The sequence below is a fragment of the Prevotella mikamonis genome (genome assembly GCF_055381405.1).
Genome location: NZ_AP035785.1, coordinates 2,011,867 through 2,024,488, shown reverse-complemented (window position 1 = coordinate 2,024,488; position 12,622 = coordinate 2,011,867). Strand labels below are relative to the sequence as shown.

Sequence of the window (12,622 nt, the reverse complement as noted above, 5' to 3'; positions counted from 1 at the left end):
TCTACTAAAAATAAGACCTCCGAAGCATTTTTAATGCTTCGGAGGTCTTTTATATGCTTACGCAGGAGGATTTCCTGCGTAATGAATACGTTTTATTTAGCCCAGAAGAGCTTAGTTGAGGGCTTGTTGGGCTGTACTTTCTCGGCAGCCTCGTAGTTAGCTGCGTTGCTTGCCTTTTCGGTGTTAGGCCACATTACGCGGTTAGGCAGATTGCGGAACTCCTGATTCTGCTGTTGATTGTCGGCAGGGTAGGACAGGACGGGGAAGCCGGTACGACGGATGTCTGTCCAAGCCTGTGTAGGCTGGATGACACCGAAGTGAACCCACTTCTCGGTCATGATGGCTTCGAGCTTGTTGCTGTAAGCATCCCATACTTTTTCTGCATAAGCGGTGACTGCGGCATCACCTGGATAATCTGCAACCGTTCCTGTAGGAGTCATCTTGGTACTAGGGTGCTTGGCACCTTCGTATTCGTGGTTGTTCTGACGATAATAGAAACGGGTGGAAGCTATCATACCTTTTACAAACTCGTCCTTGGCATTGCCGCTAGCCCAGCTGTTCTGGATGGCTTCGGCCTTCAGGAAGTGTACTTCGGCTGCCGTCATCACTGGGCTGATGAAGTAGTTGTTGCCTGTGAAGGTACAAGAGTCGAGGTATGAATAATAGTGTTTACCCCAATTCAGATTACCACCTTCGTTCCAAGAAGAAGAGTGGGTAGACTGGAAGTTGGCTGTCTCGGTACGGCTCTTACCTACGAATTTGCCCTCGCTGTTCTTCTGATACATCACCTGTAGGCGTGGGTCGTCAGTACCGGCAACCTTTTGCATGGCGTCAATCATGGGCTGTGAAGCCACATTGTTGACATCCTTGTAGGAGTCGCGGAAGTTTTCCCAATAGTTAAAACCGTCGAGGTCGGCATAGAGTTCTACATTCTTATCGTCATTGTCGATGAGCGGACGTGTCATACACTCCTTGATAGCAGCACGTGCTTCGGTGGTCAGGTCGCCTTGGGCAGCCACGTGCATGGCTACGCGCAGACGGAGAGAGTTGGTGTAGGCAATCCACTTGGTGAAGTTACCTTTGGCAACGAAGTCCTGAGCAGACAGTACCTTGGTCTGAAGAGATGTCAGCTTGGTAGCAGACAAGTCTTTATAGAGTTCACCCAAACGGTTAAGCGCATGACGATAGATGTCTACGTCGTTGTCGTAAGGAGCCATAGAAGCCAGCAACTGGTTGGTCTGTCCCAGGGTGGAAGCCTTTGAGAACGGCATGTCGCCGAAGATGTCGACCATCTGTGTCAGTTGGTCAAGTACATAGACTTCGGCCAAATCCTTGTACACCTTGTCATTGGCTTGCTCTTCCTTGCTCTCACTGTTGTACTTATTCTCTAATGTACGGAATTGGGCCAGCATGATATAGAAGTTTTCCCAACGGTCGTCGGCATAACTGTCGGCTGCATAGTATACGCTACCCGACTCGTTGTTATAGCCTACGGTCTGAGCATACTTGGCAAAGATGTTATCCCATGTATACATTCTCCAATAAGTATTGTAGGCGTAGTTACGGCCTGTGGACTCCTGAATGAATACACCGGTCATCAATTTATCGCAGCCAACATTATTGGTCTTGTTGGGATCATCATATAATGTTGTGTATTGGTCGTCGCTGCAAGAAGAAGCCAGGCCGGCCATCACTGCAAGACCACATATGATTAATGATATTTTTTTCATTGTCTGATACTTTTAATAAAGTTAGAAACCTACTTGGAGAGATACACCGAACGAGCGGGTCGTAACAGAAGAACCACCGATCCAGCTCTGCTCTATCCAACTTGTTGCGTCGGTAGCCTCTGCATCGAAGATAGGCATGCGCTTGTAGATGTAGAATGGGTTACGGGCGTAGGCAGATACGGAAAGCTTTGTAGCGTGAATCTTATCGCAGATAGCCTTCGGGAATTTGTAGCCAATCACGATTTCGCGAACTTTCACGTAGGTGTTGTCAAAGATAGAGTGTGAGTAGTAGGTAGGAGCACCTGTTCCCCAGTTGTATGACCAGTTGTACCAGCGCTGGGCAGAAGCCATCTTGGTATTCGGCTTTCCGTCTTCTGTCACACCGTCAAAGATAACACCATCATCATAGAGTACCTTGCCGGCAGGAGCAGAGGTAGCAGGAACTACGTTGTTGTCGTTGTCAAGATAGTAGGTTTGTCCGCCGTTTGCTGCGTCGCGCCACTTGTTGCTGTCTACCAATGACCCGCGGCCCATCAGGTATTGATAAGGCAAGTTGAGTACTGAACCGCCTTTGCGGAAGTCGAGTGACATGTCGAGATATACATTCTTGTAGCTCAGGTTGAATCCGAAACCGCCCGTGTACTTAGGCATCACGTTACCTACCTTTACAGGTGCATCGGTCAAAGCGATATAGCCGTCAGAGTCGATGATGGTGTTGCCCTTGTCATCAGTTTTGGGAGCATAGGCATAGATGTCACCGATAGAACCACCCACTTCCGAGTAGAGATAAGCAGCACCGTTGTCCCAGTTCTTGTGTTCCAGGCGGCTGACGCCTTCTGCCAACTTGTTCACCTTGTTGCGGTTGAATGCGATGTTGAAGCGAAGGTCGAGATTCCAGTCCTTGTTGCGGATAGGAGTACCGGTAAGTGCCATTTCAAAACCGTGGTTCTGGAATTCACCCACGTTCATCAAGATACTGTTAGCACCTGAAGACCAAGCGGTTGTCGTGCTGAGAATCTGGTCTTTCACGGTCTTGGTATAGTAAGCCAAGTCTACGCCCAAACGGTTCTGGAGGAAACGGCCTTCAACACCGAACTCCCATTCGTAGGTACGCTCAGGCTTGATTTCGTTGTTACCGAGATCGTTGGGTTGCATAGCGTAGATATAGCCCGATGCCTGCTGCTGATTATAGGCAATCGTAGCTTTGTATATCTCAGGAGCAAGACCTACGATACCGTAAGATGCACGCACCTTGGTATAGTCCATCCAAGCCGGCTTCTGCTCTTTCAGCAATTCAGAAACGAGGATAGATGCGTTGACAGATGGATACCAAAAAGAGTTATTGCCCTTGTAGAGGGTAGAAATCTTTTCATTGCGGAGTGTACCTTCCAGGTAAGCCCAGTTGTCATAAGACAATGTGAGTCCACCAAATGCTGCGGTCTTGAGCATACGGAGTTCTCTCACGTTGGTATTGGCCTTAGAACTGGAAGCATTCAGGTTGAACCAGTTGATGACAGACAGGCCACCATTGGTAGCAGAAGTCTGATCCCATAGGGTTTCACGACGGCCAGACCAGCCTAAGTAAGCCGACAGATTGAGTTTGTTGGTGAGATTCTTGTCGTAAGTCAGCATAGCGTCACCGTAGATGATGGTGTAGCGATACTGGTTGAGTGAATAGTCACCGCTAGCACCAAAGCCGAGCGCCTTGTCAGAAGAGTTCTTGTTCTCGCGCTTGTTGGTGGTATAGTCGGTTGCAAGGCTGGCTCTGAGGCTCAGTCCGGGCATAATGTCCCATGTCGGGGCTACTTTGGCAATCAAGCGGTTGTTGCGTTCTTCCTGTGTCTTGCCGTAGATGTTCCAGAGATATTCGTCTACCAAACCACTCTTACTGGAAAATCCATACTCGTAACCGCTGTTCACATCAGCTTCATACTGTTGGTTGTCGTTCCAGGTACGGTTCATGTATCCCGAAGGAGTAATGGCGCTGTTGCGGATGTAATTGATATCATCGAAAGCACCGAACATACCGGCGAAGTTACAGAGCAGACGATACATACGGTAAGGACGGTTTTTCACATTCTCTATCATGTAGTTCACGCTGTAGTCAACTTTCAAGTTGCTGAGAATGTTCTGAGTACCGTTCAATGCAAAGTTATGTCTGTCGAACGTAGAATTATACTGGTTGGGCAGTGAATTCAAGTAAGTATAGGAGAAGCGGAGGTTGCCCTTGTCCGAAGAGTTGGTAACAGCCACGTTATACTGCTGGTCTACACCTGTACGGAACAGGTCGCTGTATGGATTTGAAGAGATGGGGTTGAACTTGCGCACAGTACCGTCGTAGTAGAGTACGTCGCTACCATCGTACTTGGGACCCCAGTAAGAAGTTCCGCTCACATATTTATATTCGTTCTTTGTCAGCCCATTGCGACCACTGCCGTTGCGGGTATAGAAACCATAGGCATCGGCACCGCTTGAGATGCGGCTCTGTGGAGCAGCGCCAGGACCATAGGTAGTCTGATATTCAGGCATGTAGGCTACGAAGTTTCCTGTTACGCTGGCGTTGAATGTAACACCTACACCCTTACCGCCCTTACCGTTCTTTGTGGTAACCATCACAACACCATTAGCACCTTCCGAACCGTACTGAGCTGTAGCCGCAGCACCCTTCAGAATAGAAATGCTCTCGATATCCTCCGGGTTAAGGTCGGCCAAACCGTTGGAGTTGACACGCTGGTCGGTCCAGTAGTCGCTGTTGTTGGCTTCACCGTTACGGATTGGCACACCGTCGAGCACTACAAGAGGCTGATTTGTACCCGTGATAGAACTCAGACCGCGCACGTTGATAGAGATAGCACCTGCCGCTCCACCGGGAGCTGTCTTGATATCTACACCGGCTGCCTTACCATAGAGAGCTGTACCCAGGGTAGGCGACTGAGTCTTGATGAGTTCGTCCGACTTCACCGTACTGATGGCGTAGCCCACCTTCTTAGCATCCTTCTTGATACCGAGCGCGGTTACCACGATTTCGTTCAGTTCCGTAGAACTTTCATTAAGAACAATGTTTACTTGTGATTTTCCATCTACTGCAACGGTCTTCGAGTTGTAGCCGATGTAGTTGATTTCCAAGGTTGCGTTTTTGGGTACGCTGATCATGTACTCACCATCCATGTTGGTGATGACGCCGGTCTTTGCTCCTGCTACTTTTACAGTGGCTCCAATGACAGGTTCACCATTCTGATCTTTTACAGAACCCTTGACAGTTACGTTCTGTGCCATCAATGTGAAGGCAAAGAACATCATGAATACCGTCAGGCTAGCCCTTAGTGAGAGCCAAAACGCTTTTTCATTTTTTCTCATTGTTATTTAAATTAAGGATTATGTGATGATAAAATATCCGTTATTTATTTTAGCATTCAATACATTCAAAGTTTCTAGACTCCATAGTTCCTCAGGCTAGTAACGTCATAACCTTTATATTGTATTAGGAATGTAATCTTTTCGTTATTGGTATGAAACGTTTGCAAACTTAAACTAAAATTGTGAACGGACAATTGTTTTTTTGTTAATTTTAGTAAATAAAAGTATTTTTATCCTTATTATAGGTTGCTTTTCTTGTTGTGTGGGTACACAAAAAGGCGGAAAGAGCAATGATACTTCTTTCCGCCGGTACATATGAAAAGCCTGTAAAGTGTGGGCAGGCGAGAACTACTCTACCACGTAAGCATCTACCACCTCGCCGAAGTAGATGAAGTGTTCATCCTGGTCGGTATCGTGATTTCGGGTTGTGATGGCAGGGTAGAAGCGCTGCCGAATATCCTCAGGCAGCAGTGTGTGGTCTTCTTTCTGCCGATAGATAACCTTGCATTCAAGTGTCAGGGGCAGTTCCTTGATGGCCGGGACGCCCACTTTGCTTCCTTCTACCAGCGTAAGTCCCAGTTCGCTCACCTTATCCATGTCGCGACCGCTCTTGCCTCCGCACACGCGGAAAATCCTTTTGTCGTATTCTCCTACAGGAATGTTGACCGTAAACTCCGGATTCTGTTCCAGCATTTCATGGGTGTAACGGCTCTCGCGTACGTAGCACACGAAGACCTGGCGTCCCCAGTTGTTGCCCAGTGTACCCCATTCCACTACCATGCTGTTCACTTTGTCCCCATTCCGGGTCGTTATGAATACTCCTTTTTGCAGTGCGCGCAAGATGTCGCTGGCACTGTCGATGATATTGATTGGTCTCTTGTTCATCTTCTTTTCCTTGTTATTCTGCCATTATCTTTTCAGCCATGCGCTTGCCTGCATCAAAAGAGTTTTGAAGGTCTTTCTCCCAATGCTCGTCGCGCCAAGGTTTCTTCAGGTCGGGGCGCAGTCCGTCCATCTCGTATCGGTCATAATTCTTCACTTGCGTGGTGTTGAGGGCAAGTACACGTTCGGGCTTCGACATGAAGAGTTCTATCAGTCCTTCCAAATGACTGTACATGGGCTGCATCTGCTCTTGCTGCATATCGTTGGCGTTCATCGTGTAGATGGTGGCCGTGGGCACGCGTTTGGGTGGATTGGCAGAGAAGTCCTTATAGCTGAGCCAGGGGTAGAACAGGCGCGTGACGACAGCATGAAGCTGTGCAGTGACATCGCTGAAGTAGATGGGTGATGCAAACACAATGCCGTCGGCATAGGCAGCCTCGCGGAGAGAATCGGTCAGTCCGTCCTTGCGTCCGCACACATCGCGGAACTTGCTGTCTTTCAGTTTACACGCCATACAGGCATAGCAGTCCTTAAAGTCCATCTCGTAGAGGCGTACGCGCTTCACCTCAATATCCTGTCCCACAGACTCTGCCCCGGCCTTGAAAGCCTCTATCATGCTGCCTGTGTTCATATTCTTGCGTGGACCGCCGTCAAAGATAATAATATTTTTCATCTGTGTAATTTCGAAAAAAAGCCGGAAAGACTTTTTATCTGTCCGACTGGTGGTGTGATGACGACTCTCAAACATTATATGAGTTGCCAGGCAATCCTTTCTAGAATGTATATGTCTCGGTGTTTCCTTTCAGGTCGGCAATCACGGCTGTGGCATGGGTTACCTGATACATTACGCCGCCGCTCAGGTCTTCTCCCATGATATCCTTCAGTGCAGGCATCTTGTCTACCATAGCTTGCTTCACCTCCATGCGTGGGTCTTCTTTCAGTTGGCACGGCATGCGTAGCTGTTGTCCCTTGAATGTGCAGATTTCGCAGTCGCTCCATTTTACTAATGCTCCCTTCTTCTGCAAGTTCTTCAAGCGGCATATGGGTATGCGTCCGTCGGAGTACAGGCGGCGGCAACTGGAGATAGTAGCCTCACCCTAACCCTCTTTCAAGGCGAGAGGGCTGTCTACTCGTCTACTTGTCTACTTGTTTACTTTTTTCAACTCGTCTACTTCAAAAAACTGCAAGGCCTCCGCAGTGTTGCTGCAAGGCCCGAACAGCGATACTGCCGAGGCTAGGCAGTAGTGCTGTTGAGGCTAGGCAGTTGAGAAGCCATGCCAGACCGATGCCGAGATTAGTGTATTTCGACGGTTCGTTGAAGTTGAAGTCGCCGTAGACATTGAGCTGCAACCGGGGTGAAACCATATAGGCTGCACCCATCTCACTCATGCAGTTGAAGTGGCTTGCATGCCCTGGCTTAGCCCAGTCGTCCTGCTTCTGTGAGTTGTAAAGGTTGTAGCTCTCCAGGAAGAAACTCAGTTTGTCGGTGGGTTGGAAGTTCAGGCAGAGACCAAAGAAGAGGTCGGGGTTGTCTGTCTCTCCGCTCCATTCCGCACCGATATCATAGCCTAGGCTGACGACATCGCCGATTTCATTTTCAAACAGCAGGTGGGTCTGTATGCCGACGTGTTGCGGAAGATAGCGGGAATGGCTGCCACCAGGTATCAGCAGCGTGCCGAGAAAGGCCACTTTGGGCAGTGCGCCAGCCCCGTCGAAAACTTTTATCTTCGTCCCGACGGAGGCATTGGAGATGCCGGCATAGTTGTCTTCGGCAGTGTGGGTGGCACTCTCGTCGAGTTGCAGGCGCAGTTCGGTGCTGGGTGTCAGTCCGATCGGAAGGTAGAGGTGTTGATGACCCACGTGCGTTCGTGCGCTCCGTTGCGGCGATTCCATTCGTGAGAGAAACCCGTCTCCCAGTCTATCTTGCCTTGGGGCATGACGTCTGGTCCTGTGGTAGCGCCAGGACAGTCGGGCGAGAAGTCAATATCATCCTGTGCGCTGGCCGTGGTGGGGCAGCACAACAGGAGACACAGGGCCGACACGAGAATTCCTTTTGTTCGCTTCATCATTGATAAGGTATTTTTATTCCGGCTACAAAGATACCTCAATCTGTCTTTTTATGGAAAAGAAATACGACAAGATACACGCTGATGTGTCGTTTTTTTTGAGCAATCTCTTTGTTGTGCAACTGGTCGGCATACGCTTGTCAGACTTTATCCGTCACGATTTATACTTCTCCTTATCCACAAACATCATTGCTTTCTCGTCGTCTGAGACAACGCTGAGATAGCGTTCGTACTCGCGGAGTACGTCGGCTATGATTTCTTCCTTGTTCAGATACTGGATGTCGTTGCCCGTTCGTCCGTCGCTGTAGTATGTGATGGGAATATATTGCAGATTGGAGTCGGCGGCTCCCAAACGTATATTGCCGAGCTTGCTGAATGCCAGCACCATCAGGAAGATGAAGAAAAAGGAAACCAAAAGGATGTACGACCAGCTCAGATTCTTATAAATAGCAGACTGAATGGTGGTGAGCATGCCGCTTGTCCATTCGGGAAAAAGGGCACAGACCAGTGACAAGACTATCAAGACAAACAGCCCTGGATAGGCCACAGTACGTGTGAAAGTGGATTTCTGTAATATCATAGTTTATTTTAAACAAATTGTGACAGCAATCCCACCTTATTAATCAATAAGGCGGCAGGTAGTAATTGGCTGTATTATATCTTCTGACAGGTTTCGCCACAATGAACAAAGGCATTGTGGCAAACTCTTTTCATGTATCGGAACGCGAGGGCTGTTATTTGTTCAGCTTGCGCAGTTTGTTCCTGTACTTCAGTGCATTCTCGGCATCTTTCAATGCCTGTCGCTTCATCTTCTCGTTCTGCTGGGCCACCTGATAGTTTTTCTTTGCCTGCTCATAAGCCTGCTGGGCATGCTTGTAGGCAGCTTTCGACTGCTTTGTGCGGTCTTTGGCGCGCTTATACTCTATTTTGGCATTGTTCACCCGATTGGCTAGTTGCGCCTTGGGCATGGTGCGGTAGTTGTAAGTGCGCTTGTCTTGTGCCTGTGTCGGCATGGCACACAGGCTCATTGTCACAATCATTGACAACGCTGCTGTACGTATTCTCATAGACATTCTTGTTCGTTAAAATTAAATTGAAATGAGTGAATTCTTTGAGACCATTGAGTTCTCATAATTACAAAGATATGTTAAAAATGTGAGAAAAACGAACAAAAAGGGCTGTTAGGTTATTGTTTTAACATTTAATTTTACTTTTTTATGATTTCAACAGACCGTCATGCTTTGGAGCAGATAGGTTATATCTGTCATACTGTAGACTGTTTTTTATACACTCTTATCTGGTTTTGATAGGTGTGATGGGATAGTTGAGTATCATGTTTTCTATGGGTAAGAACATAAATATATGCCTGTTTGGTACATAAACCTGACATTTCTTCACATTTATGCGAAAAAAATCATAACTTTGCAGTCGGTATTTGACTCTGTCATTGTTATTTAGAGAAAACATTGTATTTAATTAATTCATTAATATTTATTATAGACATGCCAAAACTTTTTATAGACATGCCAAAGAAACTTCTCTGCATGAGCTTGTTCATTGCCCTCTTTGCAGTGGGCGATGTGAGTGCGCAATCCCAACTGACGTTCGACCCTTACACGCGCGAGCCGCTGCCTTCGGATGCTCCTACATGGATGCGAGAGATTGCGACCGACCCTGCCGGTGTGAGTTACCGCAAGATGGACTCGCTCTTCAACGTCTGGCTGGCCACCGACATCAATGCTCGTGTAAAGACCTTGGACCGCAAACCTGCTGTCAACTTCTATCGCCGATGGATGAAAGCCTACCGCCCCTATGTGGGTGGCGACGGCTATATACACCTCCCCACGATGCAGGAACATATTGCCAAGCTCCAATCCCAAAACCTACGCACGGCTCGAAAAATGAAGACACGTGCTGTCAATGCTCCGCAATGGCGTAATATTGGGCCCAACACCACCATCCTAGGCAACACCCCCTATAAGCCCACAACACCGAATCAGCTGAAAGACGCACAGGCTTGTGTCTATCGCCTGAGTGTATCGCCGCAGCATCCTGAGATTGTGTATGCCGGCACGGAGATGGGCGTGATTTTCAAGACGACCGATAAGGGGCAAACATGGAAACCCTGCAATGCCTTGCACAATTTTGGTGGCCCTATCTATGCCTTGCAGGTACACCCCACCAATCCCAACATCGTTTATGCTGGCGGTGGACAAAACTTCTGGAAATCGACCGATGGCGGTGAGACTTGGGAATTACAAACTAGCATTTTAGGACGTGTCAATAGCATCCGCTTCTCACCCCAAGACCCACAGCGCATCACCGTGAGCACGGGCATCATCAAAGGACAAGGCACAGAAGCCGGCGGTTTTTATACCTCGACTGACGGAGGCAAGAGCTTCCGGCTCACCTTTCGTGGCATCTGCCACGACCATGAGCTGCAACCTGGCAATCACAACCGCATCTATCTCTTTGCCAAGTCGAGCAACAGAGACGAATACGAGTTCAAGATGTATCTCTCGGACGATGGCGGAGAGAGTTTCCGTAACGTCGCCCTCCCCATCACGAGTCTTGCGGCAGGCCGGTTGGCAGTGAGTGAAGCTCCTGGTGGCGAAAAGTATGTGTACGCATTGGTTACGGCGTCCTATTACGGCACAGACAATGGCCCTTATGGTGGGCAAGGCACTCCCTACATCTTGAAGAGTACAGATGCAGGCGAAACGTGGATAGACCAAACCGAGACGGGCAACACGGGTAGCTACAAAACGACCTTCTCACCGTTCGTGGACAAAAGTCAGGGCGGACAGGGCTATTTCGACATGATGATTGGTGTCTCCAACAAAAATCCCGAACATTTGATTTATGGTCTCTGCTCCTCCTATCGCGACTTGAAAGGAGGTAAAGGTTGGTATCGCGAAACGGCTATCGGAGGCTATCAAGACCGCGACGGCATGCACCCGGATATGCAGGACATTGCCATTTGTGGCGACGACACTTGGATTTGTACCGATGGTGGTATTAAATACTCCAACAACTTCTTTGAGACCTATGGTCAAGACCGTAACTTCGGTATCTATGCCAGCGAATATGTGGGATTTGGCCAAGGCTGGAATGAAGACATCATGGTGGGTGGTCGCTGGCACAATGGCAATGCAGTGATGGCCAGCCGCTATGGTGCGGGCAATTCGCTGCATGTTAGTGGTGTGGAGCAATCCACTGGCTACGTGATGCTGAGCGACCACAACAAGGTGTATTTCTCAGATGGTGGCATGACCACAATCCCGCAGGACATCAACGGCTACGTGTCGGCCACCTACGACAATTTCCGCGACAAAAAGCCGATGGAGTCTTTGCAAACGAGCAAGGAGTTGGGCTTCGACCCTCGCTATGCCAAGCGCCTCATCATGACCGCTGCGGATGATTATTACAAACTCTTCCTGTCGGAAGACGAAGGACTATCCTTCCGCACAATTCTCGAAACTGACTACGAATTTATCGTTTGCTACGAGTACGCTCGCTCCAATCCCGACCATATCTACGTGGTAGCTGCACAAAGCATTCAGCACTCCACCGACAATGGCAACACGTGGCAGGAGTTCAAAACCCTACCTTTCCAGCTGAGTAATCAGGCAGGCAGTGCCATTGCCATAGACCCACATGACGATAATATCCTTTGGTATACCAACAATACCTATCCTGGACAAGTGGCCTACACCACCGACTTTGGTACTACGTGGCACTATCCCTTGACCAACGAACCAGAGTTGCGCGACCGCAAATTCCAATGGATAGTCCTCACAGGCAGTGAAAATGGCGTCTATCTGACCACCGTGGGCGAGTCGGCCATCTTCTACAAGGACGACCAAACCAACAGTTGGGTTGATTATTCGGCAGGCTTCCCTCCCGGCGCACGTATCACGCGCCTAGTACCTTTCTATAAAGGGGGCAAACTGCGCGCGGCTACTAGCCAAGGTCTGTGGGAAATTCCCCTCTTCCGCGAGCATTTCAAGCCTGTGGCGCAGCCCATAGCCCTAAATCTGGGTGATGGGGATATTAGTAAGACACCAAACATGGAAGTCCAATTCGACAGTTATTCCATCGTAAATCAGGAGAAAGTAGCATGGGAGTGGAGCTTCTCTCCGCAACCGCAGAGTGTTATCGGTGCTGACACACGCAATCCCAAGGTGGTATTCGGCAAGAAAGGCTCGTACGATGTGACGCTGAAGGTCACTACACCGCAGGGAAGTCACAGCCGAACTATCCGCGACATGATAAGAATCGATACGCCGACGGGCATCGAAACGCCCCAGACACCGGAGGTAGAAACCAGCATACGCTATGTTGGAGATGTTCCCGTTCTCGTTTTCCAGACCGAGAAACTGAAAGGCAAGAAGACCTTTACCCTCCACGATGTCAAAGGTATGCTGCTTTACCAGAAGGAGATTCCTGCGGACGAGACGCTGACGGAAATCCCCTTGCAGCAGTGGAAGGGTGGCGTCTATATCTATAGGCTCACCACCGACCATTACAAATATTTCGGTAAATTCCTGAAAAAATAAGTCATTGAATACACTTTCATATAATATA

General features: G+C 48.8%; 10 protein-coding genes. 1 reads left to right on the top strand and 9 read right to left on the bottom strand.

All coding sequences use genetic code 11. The features are described from left to right. Positions 1-92: 92 nt before the first annotated feature. The 9 genes from ACZ42L_RS08545 to ACZ42L_RS08505 all read right to left on the bottom strand — a co-directional run bounded on the left by ACZ42L_RS08545 (position 93) and on the right by ACZ42L_RS08505 (position 9,102). On the bottom strand, positions 93-1,730 hold the full coding sequence (locus ACZ42L_RS08545) for a SusD/RagB family nutrient-binding outer membrane lipoprotein (RefSeq protein ID WP_464715831.1): 1,638 nt from the start codon (positions 1,728-1,730) through the stop codon (positions 93-95). A gap of 21 nt (positions 1,731-1,751) precedes the next feature. Beyond that, positions 1,752-5,087: a SusC/RagA family TonB-linked outer membrane protein gene (locus tag ACZ42L_RS08540; protein ID WP_464715830.1), complete on the bottom strand. Its 3,336-nt coding sequence runs from the start codon at positions 5,085-5,087 to the stop codon at positions 1,752-1,754. 348 nt (positions 5,088-5,435) lie between these two features. Next, the gene (locus tag ACZ42L_RS08535) at positions 5,436-5,972 is read right to left on the bottom strand and encodes a flavin reductase family protein (protein WP_464698323.1); all 537 of its coding nucleotides are present in this window, start codon (positions 5,970-5,972) and stop codon (positions 5,436-5,438) included. A 13-nt stretch (positions 5,973-5,985) separates the two neighbouring features. Continuing rightward, the gene (locus tag ACZ42L_RS08530; protein ID WP_464698321.1) at positions 5,986-6,642 is read right to left on the bottom strand and encodes a flavodoxin family protein; all 657 of its coding nucleotides are present in this window, start codon (positions 6,640-6,642) and stop codon (positions 5,986-5,988) included. Between the two features lie 100 nt (positions 6,643-6,742). Beyond that, positions 6,743-7,003, bottom strand: coding sequence for a hypothetical protein (locus ACZ42L_RS08525; RefSeq protein WP_464698319.1), 261 nt, complete (start codon positions 7,001-7,003; stop codon positions 6,743-6,745). Between the two features lie 139 nt (positions 7,004-7,142). Next, complete coding sequence (locus tag ACZ42L_RS08520) at positions 7,143-7,829, bottom strand: transporter (protein ID WP_464715829.1); 687 nt, start codon at positions 7,827-7,829, stop codon at positions 7,143-7,145. Beyond that, a complete protein-coding gene (locus tag ACZ42L_RS08515) occupies positions 7,793-8,038 on the bottom strand; it encodes a hypothetical protein (RefSeq protein WP_464698315.1) in 246 nt (81 codons plus the stop codon). Before ACZ42L_RS08515 ends, ACZ42L_RS08520 begins: the two co-directional genes overlap by 37 nt. A 151-nt stretch (positions 8,039-8,189) precedes the next feature. Then, positions 8,190-8,615, bottom strand: a complete 426-nt coding sequence (locus tag ACZ42L_RS08510; RefSeq protein WP_464715828.1) for a BCCT family transporter — start codon at positions 8,613-8,615, stop codon at positions 8,190-8,192. 154 nt (positions 8,616-8,769) lie between these two features. Further along, on the bottom strand, positions 8,770-9,102 hold the full coding sequence (locus ACZ42L_RS08505; RefSeq protein WP_464698312.1) for a hypothetical protein: 333 nt from the start codon (positions 9,100-9,102) through the stop codon (positions 8,770-8,772). Between the two features lie 456 nt (positions 9,103-9,558). On the opposite strand from ACZ42L_RS08505, the gene ACZ42L_RS08500 reads away from it, so the two are divergent. Further along, the gene (locus ACZ42L_RS08500) at positions 9,559-12,594 is read left to right on the top strand and encodes a VPS10 domain-containing protein (RefSeq protein ID WP_464715827.1); all 3,036 of its coding nucleotides are present in this window, start codon (positions 9,559-9,561) and stop codon (positions 12,592-12,594) included. Positions 12,595-12,622 lie beyond the last annotated feature (28 nt).

Bases quoted from the DNA above. Each gene is read 5' to 3' on its own strand.
- ACZ42L_RS08530 (WP_464698321.1), bottom strand. From the start codon at position 6,642: ATGAAAAATATTATTATCTTTGACGGCGGTCCACGCAAGAATATGAAC.
- ACZ42L_RS08545 (WP_464715831.1), bottom strand. From the start codon at position 1,730: ATGAAAAAAATATCATTAATCATATGTGGTCTTGCAGTGATGGCCGGC.
- ACZ42L_RS08510 (WP_464715828.1), bottom strand. From the start codon at position 8,615: ATGATATTACAGAAATCCACTTTCACACGTACTGTGGCCTATCCAGGG.
- ACZ42L_RS08535 (WP_464698323.1), bottom strand. From the start codon at position 5,972: ATGAACAAGAGACCAATCAATATCATCGACAGTGCCAGCGACATCTTG.
- ACZ42L_RS08505 (WP_464698312.1), bottom strand. From the start codon at position 9,102: ATGAGAATACGTACAGCAGCGTTGTCAATGATTGTGACAATGAGCCTG.
- ACZ42L_RS08500 (WP_464715827.1), top strand. From the start codon at position 9,559: ATGCCAAAGAAACTTCTCTGCATGAGCTTGTTCATTGCCCTCTTTGCA.
- ACZ42L_RS08540 (WP_464715830.1), bottom strand. From the start codon at position 5,087: ATGAGAAAAAATGAAAAAGCGTTTTGGCTCTCACTAAGGGCTAGCCTG.
- ACZ42L_RS08515 (WP_464698315.1), bottom strand. From the start codon at position 8,038: ATGATGAAGCGAACAAAAGGAATTCTCGTGTCGGCCCTGTGTCTCCTG.